Here is a 25,402-nt window from a genome sequence, read left to right as displayed (position 1 = left end):
TCGTCGCGCCGGTGGCGACCGCCGCGGCACAGCCGGAAGGCGCGGTCCGGTTGTCGGTGGGCGCCAGTAGGGTGGTTGGCATGGCCGACCCTTCCAGCTACCGCCCCCAGCCGGGGCAGATTCCCGACTCGCCGGGGGTCTACCGGTTCCGCGACGAGCACCGCCGGGTGATCTACGTCGGGAAGGCCAAGAGCCTGCGCCAGCGCCTGGCGAACTACTTCCAGGACGTGGCCGGGCTGCACCCGCGCACCGCCACCATGGTGACCACCGCCGCCTCCGTCGAGTGGACCGTGGTCTCCACCGAGGTCGAGGCGCTGCAGCTGGAGTACTCCTGGATCAAGGAGTACGACCCCCGGTTCAACGTGAAGTACCGGGACGACAAGAGCTATCCGTCCCTGGCCGTCACGATGAACGAGGAGTTCCCGCGCGTCCAGGTCATGCGGGGACCCAAGAAGAAGGGCGTCCGGTACTTCGGGCCGTACGCGCACGCCTGGGCCATCCGCGAGACCGTCGATCTCATGCTGCGGGTGTTCCCCGTGCGGACCTGTTCCGCCGGGGTGTTCAAGCGGTCCGCGCAGATCGGCCGGCCCTGCCTGCTCGGCTACATCGGCAAGTGCTCCGCCCCCTGCGTGGGGCGGGTCAGCCCCGAGGAACACCGCGAACTCGCCGAGGACTTCTGCGACTTCATGGCCGGCCGGACCGGTGCCTACCTCTCCCGGCTGGAGAAGGAGATGCACGGGGCCGCCGAGGAGATGGAGTACGAGAAGGCCGCCCGGCTGCGCGATGACATAGGGGCGCTGCGCCGCGCCATGGAGAAGAACGCGGTGGTGCTGGCCGATGCCACCGACGCCGACATCGTCGCCGTGGCCGAGGACGAGCTGGAAGCCGCCGTGCAGATCTTCCACGTCCGCGGCGGCCGGGTCCGCGGCCAGCGCGGCTGGGTCACCGACAAGGTCGAGGCCGTGGACACCGCCGGCCTGGTCGAGCACGCCCTGCAGCAGCTCTACGGGGAGGAGAGCGGCGAGAGCGTGCCCAAGGAGGTGCTGGTGCCGGCGCTCCCGGAGGACACCCCGGCCCTCTCCGAGTGGCTCGCCGCGCGGCGCGGATCCCAGGTCAGCCTGCGCATCCCGCAGCGCGGCGACAAGAAGTCCCTGATGGAGACCGTCCACCGGAACGCCCAGCAGTCACTGGCCCTGCACAAGACCAAGCGGGCCAGCGACCTCACCACCCGCTCCCGGGCCCTGGAGGAGATCGCCGAGGCGCTCGAGCTGGACGGCGCCCCGCTGCGCATCGAGTGCTTCGACATCTCCCACCTGCAGGGCGACGACGTCGTCGCGTCCATGGTGGTCTTCGAGGACGGGCTGGCGCGGAAGAGCGAGTACCGCCGCTTCCAGATCAGATCGTTCGCCGGGCAGGACGACGTACGGTCCATGCACGAGGTGGTGTCCCGGCGCTTCCGGCGGTACCTCCAGGAGAAGCTGAAGACGGGGGAGTGGAGCCCGGAGGACGGCGAGGAGGCCCTCCCCGAGGACGACGGCCGGCCCAAGCGGTTCGCGTACCCGCCCCAGCTCGTCGTGGTCGACGGCGGGCAGCCGCAGGTCGCCGCCGCCCAGCGGGCCCTGACCGAGCTCGGCATCGACGACGTGGCCGTGTGCGGACTGGCCAAGCGGCTGGAGGAGGTGTGGCTGCCCGGCGAGGACGACCCGGTGGTGCTGCCCCGCACCAGCGAGGGCCTCTACCTGCTGCAGCGGGTCCGTGACGAAGCGCACAGGTTCGCCATCCAGTACCAGCGGAACAAGCGTGGCAAGCGCCTGAAGGCGGGCCCGTTGGACGAGGTGCCCGGCCTCGGAGAGACCCGCAAGCAGGCCCTGATCAAGCACTTCGGTTCGGTGAAGAAGCTCAGAGGGGCCACAATCGACCAGATCTGCGAGGTGCCGGGGATAGGCCGCAAGACGGCCGAGACGGTGGCCGCGGCCCTCGCAGCCGCCACCCCTGCGGGTCCTGCCGTCAACACGGCGACAGGAGAGATCATGGAGGACGAGAGGACCGCACCCGCGGAACCCTCGTCCGAACGGGGAGCCGAACAATGACCACGCACGACGGAGACGGAGCACAGGTGAGTACGGGCACGACCATGGAGCCCGGCGAGGCCGCCGAGGCGGCCATCCCCGAGCTGGTGATCATCTCAGGCATGTCCGGAGCCGGCCGGAGCACGGCCGCCAAGTGCCTGGAGGACCTCGGCTGGTTCGTCGTGGACAACCTCCCCCCGGCCCTGATCCCCACCATGGTGGAGCTCGGTGCCCGCTCGCAGGGCAACGTGGCCCGGATCGCCGTCGTGGTCGACGTCCGCGGCCGCCAGTTCTTCGACGCCCTCCGCGAGTCCCTCGCCGACCTCGAAACCCGCGGAGTCACCCGGCGCATCGTCTTCCTGGAGTCCTCCGACGAGGCCCTGGTCCGCCGCTTCGAGTCGGTCCGCCGCCCGCACCCGCTGCAGGGCGACGGCCGCATCACCGACGGCATCGCCGCCGAGCGCGACCTGCTGCGCGAGCTGCGCGGGGACGCCGACCTGGTGATCGACACCTCCAGCCTGAACGTGCACGAGCTGCGCGCCAAGATGGACGCCCAGTTCGCCGGCGACGAGGAGCCCGAGCTGCGGGCCACCGTCATGTCCTTCGGCTACAAGTACGGCCTCCCCGTCGACGCCGACCTGGTCGTGGACTGCCGCTTCATCCCCAACCCGCACTGGGTCCCCGAGCTGCGCCCCTACACCGGCCTGAACCAGGAGGTCTCGGACTACGTCTTCGACCAGCCCGGCTCCAAGGAGTTCCTCGACCGCTACACCGAGCTGCTCCAGCTGATCGCCGCGGGCTACCGCCGCGAGGGCAAGCGGTACGTGACCATCGCGGTGGGCTGCACCGGCGGCAAGCACCGCAGCGTGGCCATGTCCGAGAAGCTCGCCGCCCGCCTCGCCTCCGAGGGAGTCGAGACCGTCGTCGTACACCGGGACATGGGGCGCGAGTGACCGGACGGAGCCTGCGGCTGCGCCGCCTGCGCCTGCTGACCACGGGCCGTGACGACACGGCCCGGTCGGCGCGGCGCCGCGGCGCCCAGCCCAAGGTGGTGGCCCTCGGCGGCGGCATGGGGCTCTCGGCCTCCCTGGCCGCGCTGCGCCGCATCACCGGCGACCTCACGGCCGTGGTGACCGTCGCCGACGACGGCGGCTCCAGCGGCCGGCTCCGCGAGGAGCTCGGCGTCCTGCCCCCCGGGGACCTGCGCAAGGCGCTGGCCGCGCTGTGCGGGGACGACGACTGGGGCCAGACCTGGTCCCGGGTGATCCGGCACCGCTTCGAGTCGGAGGGCGAGCTGCACGGCCACGCCGTCGGCAACCTGCTGATCGTGGCCCTGTGGGAACAGCTCGGCGACCCGGTGCAGGCCCTGGACCTGGTCGGCAAACTGCTCGGGGCACACGGCCGGGTGCTGCCCATGTCGGCCGTGCCGCTGGAGCTGCAGGCCCTGGTGCGCGGCCACGACCCGGCCCGCCCGCACGAGGTGGACACCGTGCGCGGGCAGGCCACCGTCGCCCTGACCCCGGGCGAGGTGCAGTCCGTGCACCTGGTCCCGGCCGACCCGCCGGCCGTCCCGGAGGCCGTCGCGGCGGTCCTGGACGCGGACTGGGTGGTGCTGGGCCCGGGCTCCTGGTTCTCCTCCGTGATCCCGCACCTCCTGGTGCCCGAGCTGCTCGACGCGCTGACGCAGACCAAGGCCCGGCGGGTGCTCTCGCTGAACCTCGCGCCGCAGCCCGGGGAAACAGAGGGCTTCTCTCCGCAGCGTCATTTGGAGGTTTTGGCCCGACACGCCCCTAAACTCGCCCTGGACGTGGTGCTGGCCGACCAGGCCGCCGTGCCCGACCGCGAGTCCCTCGCCGAAGCGGCCAAACGCTTCGGTGCCGCGGTCGAGCTGGCGCCGGTGGCCAGGGAGGACGGCTCCCCGAAGCACGACCCGGAGCTGCTGGCCGCCGCGTACGACCGTATTTTTCGGATGCATGGAAGGATCGGCCCATGGCGATGACGCCAGCGGTGAAGGATGAGATCTCCCGGCTCCCCGTCACCCGGACCTGCTGCAGGAAGGCAGAGGTCTCGGCGATTCTTCGGTTCGCGGGCGGGCTGCACCTGGTGAGCGGACGGATCGTCATCGAGGCGGAGCTGGACACCGGGATCGCCGCCCGGCGGCTCCGCAAGGACATCCTGGAGATCTTCGGACACTCCTCGGACCTCGTGGTCATGGCCCCCGGCGGGCTGCGCCGCGGCAGCCGGTACGTCGTACGGGTCGTCGCCGGCGGTGACCAGCTGGCCCGGCAGACCGGGCTGGTGGACGGCCGCGGCCGGCCCATCCGCGGTCTCCCCCCGCAGGTGGTCTCCGGGGCCACCTGCGATGCCGAGGCGGCCTGGCGGGGCGCCTTCCTGGCGCACGGCTCGCTCACCGAGCCCGGCCGGTCCTCCTCCCTGGAGGTCACCTGCCCCGGACCGGAGGCCGCCCTGGCCCTGGTCGGCGCCGCCCGCCGGCTCTCGATCGCGGCCAAGGCCCGCGAGGTCCGCGGGGTCGACCGGGTCGTCGTACGCGACGGCGACGCGATCGGTGCCCTGCTGACCCGGCTCGGCGCGCACGAGTCGGTGCTGGCCTGGGAGGAGCGGCGGATGCGGCGCGAGGTGCGCGCCACCGCCAACCGGCTCGCCAACTTCGACGACGCCAACCTGCGCCGCTCGGCCCGGGCCGCGGTCGCGGCCGGCGCCCGGGTGCAGCGGGCACTGGAGATCCTCGGCGAGGAGGTCCCCGAGCACCTCGCCGCCGCGGGCCGGCTCCGCATGGAGCACAAGCAGGCCTCCCTGGAGGAGCTGGGCGCGCTCGCCGACCCGCCGCTGACCAAGGACGCGGTCGCGGGCCGGATCCGGCGCCTGCTGGCGATGGCCGACAAGCGGGCGCAGGACCTCGGCATCCCGGGCACCGAGTCCAACCTCACCGAGGAGATGGCCGACAACCTGGCGGGCTGAGGCTGCCCGGCAGCCCCGCCCCGTGTTGCTCCGAGTTGCTCGGGAAGGACCCGCACGCGTCACGCGTGCGGGCCCTTCGGCCGTCTGGCGCGGTACGCCCCATTGACATGGCCATGGACGATCGTGAGCCTGTCGTGCGTACCGCTTCGTGGCAGACAACGCCCAGGGGGGCACATGAGGCACCGCGCGAGATCGATCCTCGCCGCCGGCGCGCTGGCGCTGGCTTCACTGGCCACCGCACCGGTGGCCGAGGCCCGGCCCGGAGGCGAGGCGTTATCCGCCGCCGACGAGGTGCGGGTCTACGACGCCGACATCACCCGGGAACAGGTACCCCTCGTCCTCGCCGCCGGGCAGGACGCCCACGAGCTGGGGGAACGTGCCCCCGAGAAGGGCACCGCCCGGGTCGAGCTGATCCTCACCGCCGCCCAGGCCAGGGATCTCGGCGCGCAGGGGATCAAGCTCACCGAACGCAGGGTGCCCGGCGGAGCGGCCGCCCGCGCCAAGGCCGCCGGGGACGGGGTCTTCCGCCCCTACAGCGGCAAGGGCGGCCTCCAGGAGGAGATCGTCAAGGCCGGCCAGGACCCCCGCGGCATCGCCAAGGTCGTCTCCATCGGCAAGACCGTCCAGGGCAAGGACATCCTGGCCGTCAAGGTCAGCAAGGACGCCCGCCGTGCCCGGGACGGCGCCAAACCGGCCACCCTGTACATGTCCAACCAGCACGCCCGCGAGTGGATCACCCCGGAGATGACGCGCCGGCTGCTCCACCACTACCTCGACAACTACGGCAAGGACCAGCGCGTCACCCGGCTCGTCGACTCCTCCGAGCTGTGGTTCCTGATCTCCGCCAACCCCGACGGCTACGACTACACGCACGCCCCCGACGGCGCCCGGCTGTGGCGGAAGAACCTCCGGGACACCAACGGCGACGGGAAGACCGCCCCCGGCGACGGCGTCGACCTCAACCGGAACTTCGCCTACAAATGGGGCTGGGACAACGAGGGCTCCTCCCCGAACCCGGCGAGCGAGACCTACCGCGGCGGCGGCCCGAACTCCGAGCCCGAGACCGTCGCCCTCGACGCCTTCCAGAAGCGCATCGGCTTCGAGTACGGCATCAACTACCACTCCGCCGCCGAGCTGCTGCTCTACGGAGTGGGCTGGCAGGTGGCCACCCCCACCCCCGACGACGTGCTCTACAAGGCACTGGCCGGCACCCCGGAGAACCCGGCCGTCCCCGGCTACCACCCGCAGCTCTCCTCCGAGCTCTACACCACCAACGGCGAGGCCGACGGCCACGCCGCCAACGTCAACGGCATGATGATGTTCACGCCCGAGATGACGACCTGCCAGACCGCCTCCGCGGCCGACCCGAACGACCCCTGGAAGCCCGAGGACTGCGCCTCCGGCTTCAACTTCCCGGACGACGAGAAGCTCATCCAGGAGGAGTTCGCCAAGAACATCCCCTTCGCGCTCTCCGTCGCCGAGACCGCGCTGCACCCCGACAAGCCCTCCTCCACGGTGGGCATGACCGCGGCCGACTTCACCCCCGACACCTTCGCCACCTCCTACGCCCGCCGCGGCCAGGACCAGCAGGTCGCCGTCACCGCCCGCAAGTCCCTGCGCGACAAACAGCTCAACTACCGCGTCAACGGCGGCCGTACGCACGACGGGGAACTCGGGCCCTGGAAGGGCGGCGAGACCTTCGGCGGCGACGACAACCACTGGTTCGACCAGTACCGGGCCGAGGTCGCGGGCACCCGCCCGGGCGACCGGGTCGAGGTCTGGTTCACCGGCCGCGACCGCGACACCGGCAAGCGGGTCTCCAGCGAACACTTCACCTACACCGTCGCCGACCGGCCCCGCGCCGACGTCCTGGTGATCGCCGAGGAGGGGGCCAAGGCCCAGCACGCCCAGGCGTACGTGGACGCGCTGCGCGCCAACGGCAGGTCCGCCGCCCTGTGGGACGTCGCCGTGCAGGGCGTGCCGCACCCGCTCGGCGTGCTGTCCCACTTCTCCACCGCCGTCCACTACACCGGCGCTCAGGTACCCGGCGGCGCCACCCAGCTCGCGCTGCGCGCCTTCCTCAACGAGGGCGGCAAGCTGATCGAGGCGGGCGAACGCGCGGGCGGCAACAGCCAGATCGGTCCGGCCGTCACCAACGACTTCAGCCAGTACTGGCTCGGCGCCTACGGGCGTACGGCGGTCAAGGGCGCGACCGGCTTCGCCGGCGCGGGCCGGCTCGGCGGTGCCGGCGGCGGCCTCGCCGACGCGGCCGGCAATCCGCTGGACACCCCCGGATCCTTCACCGTCACCTCCGACACCCTGCCCGCGGCGCAGTACCCGCAGTTCCGCAGCGCACAGGCGGGCGGGTACGCGGGCGTCGTCAACCCGTACGCCCCGTACGCCGGCTCCTGGATGGCCTCGGCCACCCACGCCGACGACGACTGGAAGCGTCTGGTCCGCACCGTCGACCTCACCGGGGTGACCGCGGCCGACCGGCCGGTCCTGAAGACGGCCCTCAACTGGAACACCGAACCCGGCTACGACCACGCCGTCCTGGAGGCCCGTACCGCCGGCGGCGACGACTGGACCACGCTGCCCGACACCGGCGGCCTGACCTCCACCACGGTCCCGGAGGAGTGCGCGGCCGGGTTCTTCATCCAGGGCCACCCGTTCCTCCGCCGCTACCTCACCCTGGACGCCGGAGGCTGCACGCCCGCCGGGACCAGCGGGCAGTGGAACAGCTTCACCGGCTCGTCGAACGGCTGGCGGCAGGTGTCCTTCGACCTGAGCGCCTACGCCGGCAAGAAGGTCGAGCTGTCGCTGGCGTACATCACCGACCCGGGCTCCGGCGGACGCGGCGTCTTCATGGACGAGGCGCGGCTGTCCACCGGCGGAACCGACCAGGCCGCGGAGGGTTTCGAGACCTCCCTCGGGGACTGGTCGGCCCAGGGCTCACCGGCCGGAAGCCCCGACATCCCGGGCGACTGGTCCCGTTCCGGTGAGCTGTTCAAGTCCTACGCCGCGGTCACCACCCGTGACTCGGTGCTCCTCGGTTTCGGCCTCGAACACCTGCCGGCGGCCGCTGACCGGGAGGTTCTGATCGGCAAGGCGCTCCGCACCCTGCACCGCTGACCCGGGTCCGCACGGCGGGTGGCGGGGACCGCGGTCCCGCCCGGCCCGTACCGGCTGTTCCGGTACGGGCCGGAGGGCGGTGCACCCCGGGTCGTTCCGGGCGATGTCCGTGCATCGTCGATGTCACTCCACGCCGTACGGAGAGGTAGGGTCGTAAGCGGTCGGGGACATCCCATACAGATCGCCGGCAGGACAGGCCGGCGTGACAACGAGGAGATCGGTTCGTGACGATCCGCGTAGGCATCAACGGTTTTGGCCGCATCGGGCGCAACTACTTCCGGGCGCTCCTGGATCAGGGGGCGGACATCGAGATCGTCGGTGTCAACGACCTGACCGACAACGCCACCCTGGTGCACCTGCTCAAGTACGACACCATCCTCGGCCGCCTCAACGCTGAGGTGAGCTACACCGAAGACTCCATCACCGTCGGCAACCAGACCTTCAAGACCTTCGCCGAGCGCGACCCCGCGAACCTCCCGTGGGGCGAGCTGCGCGCCGACATCGTCATCGAGTCCACCGGCATCTTCACGAAGAAGGCCGACGCCGCCAAGCACCTGGCCGCCGGTGCGAAGAAGGTCCTCATCTCGGCTCCGGCCACCGACGAGGACATCACCATCGTCATGGGCGTCAACCAGGACAAGTACGACGCCGCCAACCACCACGTCATCTCCAACGCGTCCTGCACCACGAACTGCGTGGCGCCGATGGCCAAGGTCCTCGACGAGAACTTCGGCATCGTCAAGGGCATGATGACCACGGTCCACGCCTACACGAACGACCAGCGCATCCTGGACTTCCCGCACAAGGACCTGCGCCGCGCCCGCGCCGCCGCGGAGAACATCATCCCGACCTCCACGGGTGCCGCCAAGGCCACCGCCCTGGTCCTGCCGCAGCTCAAGGGCAAGCTGGACGGCATCGCCATGCGCGTCCCGGTCCCGACCGGCTCGGTCACCGACCTCGTCCTGGAGCTCGACCGCGAGGTCACCAAGGACGAGATCAACGCCGCCTTCCAGAAGGCCGCCGAGGGCCAGCTCAAGGGCGTGCTGGACTACACCGAGGACCCGATCGTCTCCTCCGACATCGTGAACTGGCCGGCCTCCTGCACCTTCGACTCCTCCCTGACCATGGTCCAGGGCAAGCAGGTCAAGGTCGTCGGCTGGTACGACAACGAGTGGGGCTACTCGAACCGCCTCGTCGACCTCACGGTCTTCGTCGGCGGCCAGCTCTGATCGCAGGAGCGGTAACCACGATGTAAGGCTCAGGGTCCGGGTGGCGCGATGATGCGCAGCCCGGACCCTGTAGTTTGCCTGTCGTTCTTCGCCTGCACATGGGCGCCAAAGGAGTCAGAAACAACATGAAGACGATCGACGAACTCCTCGCCGAGGGTGTGGCCGGCAAGCGGGTCTTCGTCCGCGCCGACCTGAACGTGCCCCTCGCGAACGGCGAGATCACCGACGACGGCCGTATCCGCGCCGTCCTCCCGACCATCGCGAAGCTCGCCGAGGCCGGCGCCCGCGTGGTCGTCGCCTCCCACCTCGGCCGCCCCAAGGGCGAGCCGGACCCGGCCTTCTCCCTCGCCCCGGCCGCCGCGCGGCTCGGCGAACTGCTGGGCCAGGACGTCGCGTTCGCCACCGACACGATCGGTTCCTCCGCCAAGGAGACCGTCGCCGCCCTCGCCGACGGCCGGGTCGCCGTGATCGAGAACCTGCGCTTCAACGCCGGCGAGACCTCCAAGGACGACGCCGAGCGCGGCGCCTTCGCCGACGAGCTCGCCGGGCTCGCCGACCTCTACGTCGGAGACGGCTTCGGCGCCGTCCACCGCAAGCACGCCTCGGTCTTCGACCTGCCGGCGCGGCTCCCGCACGCGGCTGGCGGCCTGATCGCCACCGAGGTCGGCGTCCTGGAGAAGCTCACCGCCGACGTCAAGCGCCCGTACGTGGTCGTGCTCGGCGGCGCGAAGGTCTCCGACAAGCTCGCCGTCATCGACGAGCTGCTCGGCAAGGCCGACCGGCTGCTGATCGGCGGCGGCATGGCGTACACCTTCCTCCACGCCAAGGGCCACGAGGTCGGCATCTCCCTGCTCCAGAAGGACCAGGTGGACACGGTCAAGGAGTACATGGCCCGCGCCGAGGCCAACGGCGTCGAGCTGCTCCTGCCGGTGGACGTGCTGGTCTCCGCGGAGTTCCCCGACCTCAAGGGCAAGACCCCGGCGAACTTCGAGATCGTCGACGCGGACAGGATCCCCGCCGACAAGGAGGGCCTGGACATCGGCCCCAAGACCCGCGAGCTGTACGCGTCGAAGATCGCCGACGCCGCGACCGTGTTCTGGAACGGTCCGGTGGGCGTCTTCGAGCACCCCGACTACGCAGGCGGCACCAAGGCCGTCGCGCAGGCGCTGCTGGACAGCCCCGGCTACACCGTCGTCGGCGGCGGGGACTCGGCCGCCGCCGTGCGTACGCTCGGCTTCGACGAGGACGCCTTCGGTCACATCTCGACCGGTGGTGGCGCCAGCCTCGAATACCTTGAGGGCAAGACCCTCCCCGGCCTCGCCGCTCTGGAGGACTGAACAAAGTGACTGACCGTACCCCGCTGATGGCGGGCAACTGGAAGATGAACCTCAACCACCTCGAGGCCATCGCCCACGTCCAGAAGCTCGCCTTCGCCCTGTCCGACAAGGACTACGACGCGACCGAGGTCGCGGTGCTGGTCCCCTTCACCGATCTCCGCTCGGTCCAGACCCTGGTCGACGGCGACAAGCTGAAGATCAAGTACGGCGCCCAGGACGTCTCCGCGCACGACTCCGGGGCCTACACCGGCGAGATCTCCGGCCCGATGCTGTCCAAGCTGAAGTGCACGTACGTGGCCGTCGGCCACAGCGAGCGCCGCCAGTACCACGGCGAGAGCGACGAGCTCTGCAACACCAAGGTCAAGGCCGCCTACCGGAACGGCCTCACCCCGATCCTGTGCGTGGGCGAGGGCCTGGACGTCCGCAAGGCCGGCAACCAGGTCGCGCACACCCTCGCCCAGGTCGACGGCGGTCTGAAGGACGTCACGGCCGAGCAGGCCGAGACCATCGTGATCGCCTACGAGCCCGTCTGGGCCATCGGCACGGGCGAGGTCGCCACGCCCGACGACGCCCAGGAGGTCTGCGGGGCGATCCGCGGCCGTCTGGCCGAGCTGTACTCGCAGGACGTCGCCGACAAGATCCGCATCCAGTACGGCGGCTCCGTGAAGTCCGGTAACATCGCCGCGATCATGGCGCAGCCGGACGTGGACGGTGCCCTCGTGGGCGGTGCCGCTCTGGACACCGACGAGTTCGTCAAGATCGTCCGCTTCCGCGACCAGTGACGATCGCTGTGAGTATGCGGTAAGGCGGATACGTCGTACTCTTGCGGGGGCCGGAACAGCTGAACCACCAGCTGCCGGCCCCCGCATCATCGAAACCAGGAAGTAGGGTCCAGCCGTGGTTATGGGGTTCTCGATCGCCCTGATCGTCTTCAGCCTGCTGCTGATGCTGCTCGTGCTGATGCACAAGGGCAAGGGCGGCGGCCTCTCCGACATGTTCGGCGGCGGCATGCAGTCCTCCGTCGGCGGCTCCTCGGTCGCCGAGCGGAACCTCGACCGCATCACCGTGGTGGTCGGTCTGCTGTGGTTCGCCTGCATTGTCGCTCTGGGCCTGCTGATCAAGTCCGGCAGCTGACCCCAACTCGGGTACGGCGCGGTACACTCACGCTTCGCGGCACCATCACGCAGGGAGTTACGACCGTGGCAAGTGGCAACGCGATCCGTGGCAGTCGGGTCGGAGCGGGGCCGATGGGCGAGGCCGAGCGCGGCGAGTCCGCACCCCGTCTGCGCATCTCCTTCTGGTGCTCCAACGGGCACGAGACCCAGCCGAGCTTCGCCAGCGACGCACAGGTACCGGACACCTGGGACTGCCCGCGCTGCGGGTTCCCGGCGGGTCAGGACCGGGACAACCCCCCGGCGCCGCCGCGCACCGAACCGTACAAGACGCACCTCGCGTACGTACGGGAACGGCGCACCGACGCCGACGGCGAGGCGATCCTCGCCGAGGCCCTCGCCAAGCTCCGGGGCGAGATCTGAGCGCGACCCACACCGTGTGAAGCACCGTGTGCAGCATCCGTTGAAACAAGGGCCCGGCCCGCTGGACGCATTCTCCAGCGGGCCGGGCCCCTTTGTGTGCAGTGTGGGCCTTTCGATCCTTTAGGTTGGTCCCTGGCGGGGCACAACAGGACGGAAGAAGTGGGTTGATGTCCGAGATGAACGCAGGCGGACGAACGAGCCTCAACCGGACGCCGGAGTGGCTTGCCCTGGGCAAGCACCGCGAGGCGCTGGGCCAGACGCATCTGCGGGAACTGTTCGCGGCGGACCCGGGCCGCGGCACCGGCTACACCCTGCGGGTCGGAGACCTGCACATCGACTACTCCAAGCACCTCGTGACCGACGAGACCCTCTCGCTGCTGCGGGACCTCGCGGCGGCCACCGGGGTGGCGGAACTGCGCGAGGCCATGTTCCGCGGCGAGAAGATCAACACGACCGAGGGGCGCGCGGTCCTGCACACCGCCCTGCGCGCACCGGCCGACGCGGTCGTCGAGGTGGACGGCGAGAACGTCGTCCCCGGCGTCCACGCCGTGCTCGACAAGATGGCGGACTTCGCCGACCGCGTCCGGTCGGGGGAGTGGAGGGGCCACACCGGCAAGCGCATCCGCAACGTGGTCAACATCGGCATCGGCGGCTCCGATCTCGGCCCGGCCATGGCGACCGAGGCCCTGCGCGCCTTCACCGACCGGGACCTGACGGTGCGTTTCGTCTCCAACGTGGACGGCGCCGACCTGCACGAGGCGGTACGGGACCTGGACCCGGCCGAGACGCTGTTCATCGTCGCCTCGAAGACCTTCACCACCGTCGAGACCATCACCAACGCCACGTCGGCGAAGACCTGGCTGCTCGGCGGCCTGGACGCGGAGGGCGACCACTCGGCCGTGGCCCGCCACTTCGTGGCCCTCTCCACGAACGAGGAGAAGGTCCGCGACTTTGGCATCGACACGGTCAACATGTTCGAGTTCTGGGACTGGGTCGGCGGCCGCTACTCCTTCGACTCGGCCATCGGGCTCTCGCTGATGACCGCCATCGGCCCGCAGGCGTTCCGCGAGCTGCTGGCCGGCTTCCGGACCGTCGACGAGCACTTCCGCACCGCCCCGCCGGAGGCCAACGGCCCGCTGCTGCTCGGCCTGTTGGGCATCTGGTACGGCGCGTTCTTCGACGCCCAGTCGCACGCGGTGCTGCCCTACAGCCACTACCTGTCCCGGTTCACCGCCTACCTGCAGCAGCTGGACATGGAGTCCAACGGCAAGTCGGTCGACCGACAGGGAAATCCGGTCGACTGGCAGACCGGCCCGGTGGTGTGGGGTACGCCCGGCACCAACGGCCAGCACGCCTACTACCAGCTGATCCACCAGGGCACGAAGATCATCCCGGCGGACTTCATCGGCTTCGCCCGGCCGCTCGATGAACTGCCCCCGTTCCTGGCGGCCCAGCACGACCTGCTGATGGCGAACTTCTTCGCGCAGACCCAGGCGCTGGCCTTCGGCAAGACGCCGGAGGAGGTCCGCGCGGAGGGCGTGGCCGAGGAACTGGTCCCGCACAAGACCTTCCGCGGCAACCACCCGACGACGACCATCCTGGCCCCGGAGCTCAGCCCCTCCGTGCTCGGACAGCTGATCGCGCTGTACGAGCACAAGGTGTTCGTGCAGGGCGCGGTGTGGAACATCGACTCCTTCGACCAGTGGGGCGTGGAGCTCGGCAAGGTGCTCGCCAAGCGGATCGAGCCGGCGCTGAGCGAGGGCGCGGAGGTGCCCGGGCTCGACCCGTCCACGCGGGCGCTGGTGGCGGCGTACCGGGAGCTGCGCGGCCGCGACTGACGCGGCGGCAGTTGACGCACAGACAGAAGTGCCCTGCCCCGCGGACCGCGGGACAGGGCACCTCGTGCGTACGGGAGGGTACGGGTCAGGAGAGCGCGGGCGGGTACATGCCCGCGGGCAGCTTCGCGGCGGCCGCCCGGTCCAGCAGCCAGAGCGTGCGGCTCCGGCCGTACGCTGCGGCCGCCGGGGCCTGGACCTCGCCGGCCCCGCCGAGCGCGATGGCCACCGCCCCGGCCTTGTCCTCGCCGGCCGCCAGCAGCCAGACCTCGCGGGCCGCGCGGATGGCGGGCAGGGTGAGCGAGATCCGGGTGGGCGGAGGCTTGGGCGATCCGTGTACGCCGACCACGGTGCGCGCGGTCTCCCGCGTGGCGGGGTGCTCGGGGAAGAGGCTCGCGACATGGGTGTCGGGGCCGACGCCGAGCATCAGCACGTCGAAGCGGGGGACCGGCCCGTGGTCCTCGGGGGTGGCCGCCCGGCGGAGCTCCTCCGCGTAGGAGGCGGCGGCCGCGTCCACGTCCGGGCCGTAGGGGCCGTCGGAAGCGGGCATCACGTGCACGCGGGCCGGGTCCAGCGGGACGGAGTCCAGCAGGGCCTCGCGGGCCTGGGTGTGGTTGCGCTCGGGGTCGTCGGCCGGGACGTAGCGCTCGTCGCCCCACCAGAGGTCCAGCCGTGTCCAGTCGACGGCATCGCGGGCCGGCGCGGCGGCGAGTGCCGCGAGCAGGCCGTTGCCGTTGCGGCCGCCGGTCAGTACGACGGAGGCCGAGCCGCGGGCCGCTTGCGCGTCCACGATCCTGGTGATGAGGCGGGCCGCGGCGGCCTGTGCCATCAGTTCCTTGTCCCGGTGGACGACGACCTGGGGTGTCGTCATGCCCATGTTGCTGCCGCCTTGTCGGTTGTGCGGGTGCGGGTGGTGCGGGTGCGGTGCCGCTGCGCGGAGCCTTTCCCCTCCCCGCCCTTTCCCGAAACCGGGGCTTCGCCCCGGACCCCGTCCCTGATGCGGGGCGGCCCGGGGTCGTGACGGCCTGCGGCGCCGTCGTGGCTGATCGCGCAGTTCCCCGCGCCCCTGACGGGGCGCTTTCGCAGCCCCGCCCGTTTGCGGAGCGGGGTCCGGGGCCGCAGGCCCCGGTTTTCGGGATGGGGGTCCCCCCGCACGAAGTGTGGGGGAGGGCGGGGAGGGGAGAAAGAAGGTCCCGCAGGGCCCGCCGCTGGGCGGCGGGCCCCAGCGGAGCTACTTCGCGGCCGGCTTCTTCGCCGGCTTGGCCGGGGCCGGCTTCGTGGAGCCGGAGTCCGGGGCGGAGGCCTCGGCTTCGGGCTCGGGCGCAGCCTTGGCGGTGGCGGCCGGCTTCGCGGCGGCCGCCGTGTTCAGCTTGGCCACGCCGAACTTCAGCGAAGCGGCGTACGTGTTGTCCGGGTCGAGCCGGCGGAGTTCCTCCGCCAGGAGCTCGGCCGTGTCCCGCCGCTTCAGCGCCACCGAGCGGTCCGGCTGCCCCGGCATGCACAGCGTCGCCAGCGAGCCGTCCGCCCGGTCCAGGACGATGTCGCCCTCCTTGGTCTCCAGCCGGACCGCGGTCAGGCCGGGGCCCTCGGAGACGGTCCGCCGGACGGGCACCTGCAGGCGGTCCGCCAGCCACATGGCGAGCAGTTCGCAGCTGGGGTTCTCGCCCTCGCCCTCGACCGTGGCCGAGAGCACCTTCAGGGGCCGCTGGTCCAGCGCGGCGGCCAGCATCGAGCGCCACGGCGTGATCCGCGTCCAGGACAGGTCCGTGTCGCCCGGCGCGTACGCCGCGGCCCGGGCCCCCAGGTGCGCGGCCGGGTCCTCGCACGCGTAGGTGTCGGTGATCCGGCGCTGGCCCAGCGAGCCCAGCGGGTCGCCCGCCACGTCCGAGGGCGCCTCCTCCGGCCACCACACGACGACCGGCGCGTCCGGCAGCAGCAGCGGGAGCACCGCCGACTGGGCGTGGTTGACCAGATCGCCGTACAGACGCAGGACAACCGTTTCTCCGGTCCCCGAGTCCGTACCGACCCGGACCTCCGCGTCCAGCCGCGCGTCCCGCCGCGACCGCGGCGACCGGCTGACCCGCCGGATCACCACGATGATCCGCGACGGGTGCTCGTGCGAGGCGTCGTTCGCCGACTTGAGCGCGTCGTACGCGTTCTCCTCGTCGGTGACGATGACCAGGGTGAGGACCATGCCGATGGCAGGCGTGCCGATGGCACGGCGCGCCTGCACCAGCGCGGCGTTGATCTTGCTGGAGGTGGTCTCCGTGAGATCGATCTTCATGGCCGGCGCCAGCTCCGTCCGTCTCGTGCGAGCATCTCGTCCGCCTCGACCGGCCCCCAGGTACCCGCCGGGTACTGTGCGGGCTTGCCGTGCTTGTCCCAGTACTCCTCGATGGGGTCGAGGATGTTCCAGGACAGTTCGACCTCCTGGTGGCGCGGGAAGAGGTTCGCGTCACCCAGGAGCACATCGAGGATGAGGCGCTCGTACGCCTCGGGGCTGGACTCCGTGAAGGACTCGCCGTACGCGAAGTCCATGGTCACGTCCCGGACCTCCATCGAGGTGCCCGGCACCTTGGAGCCGAACCGCACCGTGATGCCCTCGTCCGGCTGCACCCGGATGACCAGGGCGTTCTGCCCCAGCTCCTCGGTGGCACCCGACTCGAACGGCAGGTACGGCGCCCGCTTGAAGACCACCGCGATCTCCGTCACCCGGCGGCCCAGGCGCTTGCCGGTCCGCAGGTAGAAGGGGACGCCCGCCCAGCGGCGGTTGTTGATCTCCAGCTTGATGGCCGCGTAGGTGTCGGTCTTGGAGCTCGGGTCGATGCCGTCTTCCTCGAGGTACCCGACGACCTTCTCGCCGCCCTGCCAGGCGGAGGTGTACTGGCCGCGCACCGTGTGCTTGCCCAGGTCCTCCGGGATCTGCACGGCGCTGAGCACCTTGAGCTTCTCCGCCACCAGCGCCTTGGGGTGGAAGGAGCCGGGCTCCTCCATCGCGGTCAGCGCGAGCAGCTGGAGCAGGTGGTTCTGGATGACGTCACGGGCGGCGCCGATGCCGTCGTAGTAGCCGGCCCGGCCGCCGATGCCGATGTCCTCCGCCATGGTGATCTGCACGTGGTCGACGTACGACCGGTTCCAGATCGGCTCGAACATGGTGTTGGCGAAGCGGAGCGCCAGGATGTTCTGGACGGTCTCCTTGCCGAGGTAGTGGTCGATCCGGAAGACCTCGTCCCGCGGGAAGACCTCGTGTACGACCTTGTTGAGCTCCTCGGCGCTCTTCAGGTCGTGGCCGAAGGGCTTCTCGATGACGGCACGCCGCCACGAGCCCTCCTGCTGAGCCAGCCCGTGGTTCTTGAGCTGCTGGACCACCTGGGGGAAGAACTTCGGCGGCACCGAGAGGTAGAAGGCGAAGTTGCCGCCCGTGCCCTGCTGCTTGTCGAGCTCCTCGATCGTCGCCTTCAGCGTCTCGAACGCCGCGTCGTCGTCGAAGTCGCCCTGCACGAACCGGCAGCCCTGCACCAGCTGCTGCCAGACCTCCTCCCGGAACGGGGTGCGCGAGTGCTCCTTGACGGCCTCGTACACCTCGTGGGCGAAGTCCTCGTGCTCCCATTCACGGCGGGCGAAGCCGATCAGCGAGAAGCCCGGCGGCAGCAGCCCCCGGTTCGCCAGGTCGTAGACGGCGGGCATCAGCTTCTTGCGCGACAGGTCACCCGTAACGCCGAAAATGACCAGGCCGGACGGCCCCGCGATACGCGGGAGCCGCCGGTCCTGTGCGTCACGAAGCGGGTTGCTCGCTCCGTTCACTGACAAAATACTCAGTCCTCCGCGGGGGCGAGGCGCGCCAGCTCCGCCTCGGTCGACTTCAGCAGGTCGTTCCAGGACGCCTCGAACTTCTCGACGCCCTCGTCCTCGAGCAGCTGGACCACATCGTCGTACGAGATGCCCAGCTGTGCGACCGCTTCGAGCTCGGCGCGGGACTGGTCGTACGTACCACGCACGGTGTCGCCGGCGACCTCGCCGTGGTCGGCGGTGGCCTCGAGGGTGGCCTCCGGCATGGTGTTCACGGTGCCCGGGGCGACCAGGTCCACGACGTACAGGGTGTCCTTGTACGCCGGGTCCTTGACGCCGGTGGAGGCCCACAGCGGGCGCTGCGGGTTGGCCTGCGCCTTGTCCAGCGCGGCCCAGCGCTCGGAGGAGAAGACCTCCTCGTACGCCTCGTAGGCCAGGCGGGCGTTGGCGAGGGCCGCCTTGCCCTTGAGCTCCTTCGCCTCGGGGGTGCCGAGGGCGTCCAGGCGCTTGTCGATCTCGCTGTCCACGCGGGACACGAAGAAGGAGGCGACCGAGTGGATCTTGGACAGGTCCAGGCCGGCGGCCTTGGCCTTCTCCAGACCCGCCAGGTACGCGTCCATGACCTCGCGGTACCGCTCCAGCGAGAAGATCAGCGTGACGTTGACGCTGATGCCCTTGCCGATGACCTCGGTGATGGCCGGCAGGCCGGCCTTGGTCGCCGGGATCTTGATCAGCGTGTTCGGGCGGTCCACCAGCCAGGCCAGCTGCTTGGCCTCGGCGATGGTGGCCGGGGTGTTGTGCGCCAGACGGGGGTCGACCTCGATCGACACCCGGCCGTCCTGGCCCTGCGTCGCGTCGAACACCGGGCGGAGGATGTCCGCCGCGTCCCGCACGTCCGCCGTGGTGATCATGCGGATGGCCTCGTCGACCGTCACCTTGCGGGCAGCCAGGTCCGCCAGCTGCGGACCGTAGCCCTCGCCGCCGCTGATCGCCTTCTGGAAGATCGCCGGGTTGGTGGTGACGCCCACCACGTGCTGCTGGTCGATCAGCTCGGCCAGGTTGCCGGACGTGATGCGCTTGCGGGACAGGTCGTCCAGCCAGATCGCCACGCCTTCGTCCGAGAGGCGCTTCAGTGCGTCTGCCATGGGTATTCCATCTCCTACTGGTACGTGTACGGGCGTCAGCGCGCGGCGGCGGCCAGCGAGTCGCGGGCAGCGGCGGCAACGGCCTCGGGGGTGAACCCGAACTCGCGGAACAGCACCTTGGCGTCCGCCGAGGCACCGAAGTGCTCCAGCGAGACGATCCGGCCGGCGTCCCCGACGTAACGGTGCCAGGTCAGGCCGATGCCTGCCTCGACCGCCACTCGAGCCTTGACGGACGGGGGCAGCACGCTGTCCTTGTACGCCTGGTCCTGCTCCTCGAACCACTCCACGGACGGCATCGAGACCACGCGGGTCGGGATGCCCGCGGCCTGTAGCTGCTCGCGGGCCTCGACGGCCACGTGCACCTCGGAGCCGGTGCCGATGAGGACGACCTGGGCGTCGCCGCCTTCCGCGTCGAACAGCACGTAGCCGCCCTTGGCGGTGTCCTCGTTGGCCTCGTACGTCGGCACGCCCTGACGGGTGAGTGCCAGGCCGTGCGGGGCGCCCTTGCCGAACACCTTGGTGTGGCGGCGCAGGATCTCGCGCCAGGCCAGGGCGGTCTCGTTCGCGTCGGCCGGGCGGACGATGTTCAGGCCCGGGATGGCGCGCAGCGAGGCCAGGTGCTCGACCGGCTGGTGCGTCGGGCCGTCCTCGCCGAGGCCGATGGAGTCGTGCGTCCACACGTAGGTCACCGGCAGGTGCATCAGCGCGGAGAGGCGGACGGCGTTGCGCATGTAGTCGGAGAACACCAGGAAGGTGCCGCCGTAGATGCGGGTGTGGCCGTGCAGCGCGATGCCGTTCATGGCCGCGGCCATGGCGTGCTCGCGGATGCCGAAGTGGATGGTGCGGCCGTAGGGGTCGGCCTCCGGCAGCGGGTTGCCCTTCGGCAGGAACGAGGAGTTCTTGTCGATGGTGGTGTTGTTGGATCCGGCCAGGTCGGCCGAGCCGCCCCACAGCTCCGGGATGATCGCGCCGAGCGCCTGCAGCACCTTGCCGGAGGCCGCACGGGTGGCGACACCGGTGCCGGGCTCGAAGACGGGGAGCTTGGCCTCCCAGCCCTCGGGCAGCTCGTTGGCGTTGACCCGGTCGAACTCGGCGGCGCGCTCGGGGTTGGCGGTGCGCCAGGCGGAGAAGTCCTTCTCCCACGCGGCCTTGGCCTCGCGGCCCCGGTCCAGCGCCTTGCGGGTGTGGGAGATGACCTCGTCGGAGACCTCGAAGGCCTGCTCCGGGTCGAAGCCGAGGACGCGCTTGGTGGCGGCCACCTCGTCGTTGCCGAGCGCCGAGCCGTGCGAGGCCTCGGTGCCCTGGGCGTGCGGGGCGGGCCAGGCGATGATCGAGCGGGCGGCGATGAAGGACGGCCGTCCGGTCTCGGCCTTGGCCGCCTGGATCGCGGCGTAGAGGGCCTTCGGGTCCAGGTCGCCGTTCGGCTGCTGGGCCACGCGCTGGACGTGCCAGCCGTACGCCTCGAAGCGCTTGCAGGTGTCCTCCGAGACGGCGGTCTCGGTGTCGCCCTCGATGGAGATGTGGTTGTCGTCCCAGAGCAGGACCAGGTTGCCCAGCTTCTGGTGGCCGGCCAGGGAGGAGGCCTCGGCGGAGATGCCCTCCTGCAGGCAGCCGTCACCGGCGATCACGTAGACCATGTGGTCGAAGGGGGAGGTGCCCGGCGCGGCCTCCGGGTCGAACAGGCCGCGCTCGTAGCGGGCGGCCATGGCCATGCCCACGGCGTTGGCGACACCCTGGCCGAGCGGGCCGGTGGTGGTCTCGACGCCGGCCGTGTGGCCGTACTCCGGGTGGCCGGGGGTCTTTGAACCCCAGGTGCGGAACGCCTTCAGGTCGTCCAGCTCCAGCCCGAAACCGCCCAGGTACAGCTGGGTGTAGAGGGTGAGGGACGAGTGGCCCGCGGAGAGTACGAAACGGTCGCGGCCCACCCACTCCGGGTCCGCCGGGTCGTGCCGCATGACCTTCTGGAAGAGGGTGTACGCGGCGGGGGCGAGGCTCATGGCCGTGCCGGGGTGTCCGTTCCCGACCTTCTGGACCGCGTCGGCGGCCAGGATGCGGGCGGTGTCAACCGCCCGCTGGTCCAGTTCGGTCCATTCGAGCTCTGTGGTGGTCGGCTTGGTGCTCACCGTGGGTCAGGGCTCCTCTCCACATGTTTGGTTGTCCCGGTGACGAACGGTGCACCGGCGCGATTCCGAGCCTACCCTCGCCGCGGCGTGCAGCTATTCGAGTGCCTCCGCTCCGTCACCACCCTGTCACCTCCGGATCACCGGAGGCGGTGGTTCGGTTCGTGTTGCGGCGGTCGGCCCAACACGGGACGACCCCCGCGCAGGGCGACGCAAGGGCAGCGTCTACAGTGGCGTGGTACGCGCAAGTCTTAACCGGACCGTCATGTCTCTCCCCTACGAGTCCGGCCGGAGTCTTGCTGGGAGTCTTTCGTCAGGGGTGTGCGTGACGGCCGTCGAATCCCGTCCAGCGGGGGTACTCGGGACGAGCCCCGATCACCGGCCGTTCGGGGCCCGGGTCATGGCGTTCGTGGCATTGACCAAGCCGCGGATCATCGAGCTTCTGCTCATCACCACGGTGCCGGTGATGTTCCTCGCCGAGCAGGGCGTGCCCTCGCTCTGGCTGGTCCTCGCCACCTGCATCGGCGGTTACCTGTCGGCGGGCGGCGCCAATGCGCTGAACATGTACATCGACCGCGACATCGATGCGCTGATGGACCGGACCGCGCAGCGGCCGCTGGTGACCGGCATGGTCAGCCCCCGCGAGGCGATGGTCTTCGGCATCACCCTGGCGGTGGTGTCCACCCTGTGGTTCGGCCTGCTGGTGAACTGGCTCTCGGCCGCGCTCGCGCTCGGCGCGCTCCTCTTCTATGTGGTCGTCTACACGATGCTGCTGAAGCGGCGCACCACGCAGAACATCGTCTGGGGCGGGATCGCCGGCTGCCTGCCGGTGCTCATCGGCTGGTCCGCGGTGACGAACTCGATGTCCTGGGCTGCCGTCATCCTCTTCCTGGTCATCTTCTTCTGGACCCCGCCGCACTACTGGCCGCTGTCCATGAAGGTGAAGGACGACTACGCGCGGGTCGGCGTGCCGATGCTGCCGGTGGTCGCCGGGAACAAGGTGGTGGCGCGGCAGATCGTCCTCTACAGCTGGGTGATGGTGGCCGTCTCGCTGCTGCTCACCCCGCTGGGCTACACCGGCTGGTTCTACACCTCGGTGGCGCTGCTGGCGGGCGGCTGGTGGCTGTGGGAGGCGCACGCGCTGCAGGCGCGGGCCAAGGCGGGTGTGACCGGCGCGAAGCTCAAGGAGATGCGCCTGTTCCACTGGTCGATCACCTATGTGTCGCTGCTGTTCGTGGCGGTGGCCGTGGATCCCTTCCTCCGTTGATTACTCGCCGGTAGCATGCCCGCTATGGCAGCAGACACGAAGCAGGAGCGCACCGCGGCGAAGCTCGCCCGGCAGATCGGTGCGTTCTCCAAGGAGCACGGCGGCGCCGAAGGGCAGCTCGCGCACATCGGCCAGGCGGGCACCCGGATCGTGCTCGTCGGAGAAGACGGGGGCTGGGGCGACCTGGTGGCCCCGACCTACGAGGTGGCGCAGCTCGCGGCGGAGAAGGCGGGGCTGACGCTCCAGGAGGCCTTCGACGGCGAGATGGCGGCGAAGGTGAAGACCGGGCCGTACGAATGGACCCGGATGGCGGGCATCCAACTGGGCGGGCGGCCCAACCCGGTCGCCGCTCCGGTGGCTCCCGAGCCGGAGCCGGAGCCCGAGCCGGAGCCGGAGCCTGTGGTGGCCGAGGCCGCCGAGGCTGTGGTGGAGCCTGCCGAGGCCGAGGCCGAGCCCGAGGCTCCGGCTGCGGAGGCCAAGCCCGAGCCTGACGCTGCTGCCGAGGCGGAGCCGAAGAAGCCCGAGGCTTCGGCCTGAGCCGACGTGCCCGGCGGTGCGGGGTGCGGTGACACGCTGCGCGTCCGGCGCGGGCCGGTGTGCCGTGTGCCCACCCTCCCCCGAGCTCTCGACTCCGCTCGAGCAGGGGGGACCCCCATCGCCCTGCGGCACGACTGCCCACACGGCCGGTGAACGGCGCCCCCGCCCGCACGGAGGTGGTCGGCGGAGCAACACCTTGGGGTGGGGTCACCCGTTAGGAGGGGTGGAAGTGCTGTCCGCTGCCGCAACGGGATGACCCGATGATCGAAATGCCGCCCCTGGTGGACCAGTACTGTCACGGCGTGCTGCGGACGGAGCTCGGGCTCGGGACCTTCGAGGCCGCGCTCGGGCGGGGTGGGGGTGCGCCTGCCGCCGGGACGACCTTCTTCGACAGCCAGCTCGGCTTCGCCGTGCGGCGGTGGTGTCCGCCGTTGCTCGGGCTGGAGGCGCACTGTCCGCCGGCGCGGTACCTCGCCAGGCGGCGGGAGCTCGGCGTCCTGGAGGCGGGGCGGCGGCTGCTGCGCGGCTCGGGGATCGGGACGTACCTGGTCGACACCGGGGTGCCGGGCGATCTGACCCGGCCCGCCGAGCTCGCCGCCGCGGCCGGGGCCGCGGCGCACGAGGTCGTCCGGCTGGAGTCACTGGCCGAGCAGGTGGCGGACCGTTCCGGAAGCGCGGACTCGTTCCTCGCCGGTCTGGCCGACGCCGTGCACGCCGCCTCCGGGTCCGCCGTCGCCTTCGCCGTTGCCGCGGCCGACGGCAGCGTCCTGGCCTTCGCGCCCGGGCCGCCCGGTCCGGGCGAGGTGAGCGGTGCCGCCGCCCGCTGGCTGGCCGCGAGGCCCCGGGGCGGGCCGGTGCGGGACCCCGTACTCCTGCGGCACCTGCTGTGGAGCGCGGTCGCGACCGGGCTGCCGCTGCAGCTCCACGCAGGCCTCGGAGCGCGGCTCGACCGCACCGATCCGGCCCTGCTGACGGAGTTCGTACGGGCCACCGCCGGGCTCGGATCGGACCTGGTGCTGCTGCATGGCCACCCGTACCACCGGCACGCGGCACAGCTGGCCGCCGTGTTCCCGCACGTGTACGCCGACATCGGGCCGGCCCTCGCGCACACCGGGGCCCGTGCCGCGGCGGTGCTCGCCGAACTCCTCGAACTCGCGCCCTTCGGCAAGCTGCTGTTCTCCAGTGCCGGGCGGCAGCTGCCCGAACTGCACGTGGTGGCCGCCCGGGCGTTCCGCGAGGCGCTGGGCCGGGTGCTCGGCGGCTGGGTGGCCGACGGAGCCTGGTCCCGGCACGACGCCGACCGGGTCGCGGCGATGGTGGCGGCGGGGAACGCCCGCCGCGTCTACCGCCTGGACCGGACCGGCTGAGAAGGCATTGCCAGGGGGTGTCCTACGGATCAGGCCGCGGCCAGGGCCTGGTCCTGGTCCTGCCGGTCCGGGACCTCGGGCAGGTCCGCCGGGCGTTCGCGCAGGCTCAGGGCCAGCCGCAGAACGGCGATCCACACCAGGCAGGAGCCCAGCATGTGCGCGGCCACGAGGACCTCGGGGAGCTGGGTGAAGAACTGGACGTAGCCGATGGCGCCCTGGGCGAGCAGCACGATCAGCAGGTCGCGGGCCCGGGCCCGGGTGTCGTCCGGGGCGTCGACCACGCGGAGCACCAGCCACATCGCCACGGCCAGGGCGCAGACCACCCACGCGGCGATCGCGTGCACGTGCGCGGTGGTCTCCCAGTCGAACGCCATCCGCTTGACCTTGCTGCTGTCGCCGGCGTGCGGCCCGGAGCCGGTCACCACGGTGCCGACCGCGATCAAGAGCAGGGTGACGGAGGTCAGTGCCCAGGACAGCTTGCGCACCGGGCCGGGGACCCGCGGACGCGGGTCGCCGTCGCCCTCGCGGGTGCGCTGCCAGGAGACCGTGGTCACCGCGATGAGCGCGGTGGCGAGCAGGAAGTGCCCGGCCACGCTGTAGGGGTTGAGGCCCGTCCTGACGGTGATGCCGCCGAGGACCGCGTTGCCCAGCACGATGAAGAACTGCGTCCAGCCGAGCCGGGAAAGCGAACGGCGCCACGGCTTGGCCGAGCGCGCGGCCAGGATGAACCAGCCGACGGCGGCGCTCACCACGTAGGTGAGCATCCGGTTGCCGAATTCGATGACGCCGTGGAAGCCCTGCTCCTGGGTGGTGATCAGGCTGTCGTCGGTGCACTTGGGCCAGGTGTCGCAGCCGAGACCGGATCCGGTCAGCCGGACCGCGCCGCCGGTCACGACGATGACCACGCTCGCGATGAGCGCGGCCAGCGCGGCCCGCCGGACGGTCCGGGGTGACGGGGTCCAGCGGGTGGCGATGTATGCGAGGGGGTTCAACACGCCCCATATCGTAGGCGAACCCTTGTGCAAACTTTCACGAGGGGGGTTGTGATGTGGTCACGGGAG

At 71.2% G+C, this 25,402-nt stretch carries 19 protein-coding genes and 1 pseudogene; 14 read left to right on the top strand and 6 right to left on the bottom strand.

The genetic code is table 11. The annotated features are described in order from the left end of the window. Positions 1-80 precede the first annotated feature (80 nt). From uvrC to pgi, 11 genes are all read left to right on the top strand, one after another. Complete coding sequence (gene uvrC, locus ACGFQ9_RS33475) at positions 81-2,090, top strand: excinuclease ABC subunit UvrC (RefSeq protein ID WP_393579148.1); 2,010 nt, start codon at positions 81-83, stop codon at positions 2,088-2,090. Further along, complete coding sequence (rapZ, locus tag ACGFQ9_RS33470) at positions 2,087-3,022, top strand: RNase adapter RapZ (RefSeq protein WP_393579147.1); 936 nt, start codon at positions 2,087-2,089, stop codon at positions 3,020-3,022. Before uvrC ends, rapZ begins: the two co-directional genes overlap by 4 nt. Then, entirely contained in the window at positions 3,019-4,068 is a 1,050-nt protein-coding gene (gene yvcK / locus ACGFQ9_RS33465) for a uridine diphosphate-N-acetylglucosamine-binding protein YvcK (protein ID WP_393579146.1), read from the top strand. The genes rapZ and yvcK overlap by 4 nt, the downstream gene beginning before the upstream one ends. After that, positions 4,059-5,048, top strand: a complete 990-nt coding sequence (whiA, locus tag ACGFQ9_RS33460; RefSeq protein WP_125639393.1) for a DNA-binding protein WhiA — start codon at positions 4,059-4,061, stop codon at positions 5,046-5,048. Before yvcK ends, whiA begins: the two co-directional genes overlap by 10 nt. 174 nt (positions 5,049-5,222) lie before the next feature. Continuing rightward, positions 5,223-8,180: a M14 family zinc carboxypeptidase gene (locus ACGFQ9_RS33455; RefSeq protein ID WP_393579144.1), complete on the top strand. Its 2,958-nt coding sequence runs from the start codon at positions 5,223-5,225 to the stop codon at positions 8,178-8,180. Between the two features lie 224 nt (positions 8,181-8,404). After that, on the top strand, positions 8,405-9,409 hold the full coding sequence (gap, locus tag ACGFQ9_RS33450; protein WP_393579142.1) for a type I glyceraldehyde-3-phosphate dehydrogenase: 1,005 nt from the start codon (positions 8,405-8,407) through the stop codon (positions 9,407-9,409). 125 nt (positions 9,410-9,534) lie between these two features. Then, on the top strand, positions 9,535-10,746 hold the full coding sequence (locus ACGFQ9_RS33445) for a phosphoglycerate kinase (RefSeq protein WP_393579140.1): 1,212 nt from the start codon (positions 9,535-9,537) through the stop codon (positions 10,744-10,746). A gap of 5 nt (positions 10,747-10,751) precedes the next feature. Further along, positions 10,752-11,528, top strand: a complete 777-nt coding sequence (gene tpiA, locus ACGFQ9_RS33440; RefSeq protein ID WP_393579139.1) for a triose-phosphate isomerase — start codon at positions 10,752-10,754, stop codon at positions 11,526-11,528. A 115-nt stretch (positions 11,529-11,643) separates the two neighbouring features. Then, on the top strand, positions 11,644-11,880 hold the full coding sequence (gene secG, locus ACGFQ9_RS33435; protein ID WP_393579138.1) for a preprotein translocase subunit SecG: 237 nt from the start codon (positions 11,644-11,646) through the stop codon (positions 11,878-11,880). Positions 11,881-11,945: 65 nt separating this feature from the next. Next, positions 11,946-12,281, top strand: coding sequence for an RNA polymerase-binding protein RbpA (locus ACGFQ9_RS33430; RefSeq protein ID WP_007263454.1), 336 nt, complete (start codon positions 11,946-11,948; stop codon positions 12,279-12,281). Positions 12,282-12,457: 176 nt separating this feature from the next. Beyond that, positions 12,458-14,119 carry a glucose-6-phosphate isomerase gene (gene pgi / locus ACGFQ9_RS33425; protein ID WP_393579202.1) on the top strand — a complete coding sequence of 554 codons (1,662 nt, stop codon included), beginning with the start codon at positions 12,458-12,460 and terminating at the stop codon, positions 14,117-14,119. 85 nt (positions 14,120-14,204) lie between these two features. Here pgi and pgl read toward each other — a convergent pair whose 3' ends face one another. The 5 genes from pgl to tkt all read right to left on the bottom strand — a co-directional run bounded on the left by pgl (position 14,205) and on the right by tkt (position 21,173). Continuing rightward, positions 14,205-14,987 (bottom strand): 6-phosphogluconolactonase, encoded by a 783-nt coding sequence (gene pgl, locus ACGFQ9_RS33420; protein ID WP_393579137.1) that lies wholly within the window; start codon positions 14,985-14,987, stop codon positions 14,205-14,207. 360 nt (positions 14,988-15,347) lie between these two features. Next, on the bottom strand, positions 15,348-16,400 hold the full coding sequence (opcA, locus tag ACGFQ9_RS33415) for a glucose-6-phosphate dehydrogenase assembly protein OpcA (protein WP_393579135.1): 1,053 nt from the start codon (positions 16,398-16,400) through the stop codon (positions 15,348-15,350). Then, a complete protein-coding gene (gene zwf, locus ACGFQ9_RS33410) occupies positions 16,397-17,926 on the bottom strand; it encodes a glucose-6-phosphate dehydrogenase (protein WP_393579133.1) in 1,530 nt (509 codons plus the stop codon). The genes opcA and zwf overlap by 4 nt, the downstream gene beginning before the upstream one ends. A gap of 5 nt (positions 17,927-17,931) precedes the next feature. After that, entirely contained in the window at positions 17,932-19,050 is a 1,119-nt protein-coding gene (gene tal, locus ACGFQ9_RS33405; protein WP_393579132.1) for a transaldolase, read from the bottom strand. Positions 19,051-19,085: 35 nt separating this feature from the next. Continuing rightward, positions 19,086-21,173, bottom strand: a complete 2,088-nt coding sequence (tkt, locus tag ACGFQ9_RS33400) for a transketolase (RefSeq protein ID WP_393579131.1) — start codon at positions 21,171-21,173, stop codon at positions 19,086-19,088. Positions 21,174-21,495: 322 nt separating this feature from the next. On the opposite strand from tkt, the gene ACGFQ9_RS33395 reads away from it, so the two are divergent. From ACGFQ9_RS33395 to ACGFQ9_RS33385, 3 genes and pseudogenes are all read left to right on the top strand, one after another. After that, positions 21,496-22,437: a heme o synthase gene (locus tag ACGFQ9_RS33395; RefSeq protein WP_393579129.1), complete on the top strand. Its 942-nt coding sequence runs from the start codon at positions 21,496-21,498 to the stop codon at positions 22,435-22,437. Between the two features lie 15 nt (positions 22,438-22,452). Further along, positions 22,453-22,776 (top strand): annotated as a pseudogene (locus ACGFQ9_RS33390) (hypothetical protein); the annotation flags it as partial. 458 nt (positions 22,777-23,234) lie between these two features. After that, the gene (locus tag ACGFQ9_RS33385) at positions 23,235-24,341 is read left to right on the top strand and encodes an amidohydrolase family protein (RefSeq protein ID WP_393579128.1); all 1,107 of its coding nucleotides are present in this window, start codon (positions 23,235-23,237) and stop codon (positions 24,339-24,341) included. A gap of 29 nt (positions 24,342-24,370) precedes the next feature. Here ACGFQ9_RS33385 and ACGFQ9_RS33380 read toward each other — a convergent pair whose 3' ends face one another. Then, positions 24,371-25,336, bottom strand: a complete 966-nt coding sequence (locus ACGFQ9_RS33380; RefSeq protein ID WP_393579126.1) for a heme A synthase — start codon at positions 25,334-25,336, stop codon at positions 24,371-24,373. Between the last annotated feature and the right edge of the window lie 66 nt (positions 25,337-25,402).

Origin of the sequence: Streptomyces sp. NPDC048603, assembly GCF_043199475.1 — a bacterium.
In the GTDB taxonomy this organism is placed as follows: Bacteria; Actinomycetota; Actinomycetes; order Streptomycetales; family Streptomycetaceae; genus Streptomyces.
The sequence above is the reverse complement of the archived record's forward strand: the minus strand, read 5'-3'. Positions and strand labels throughout refer to the sequence as shown.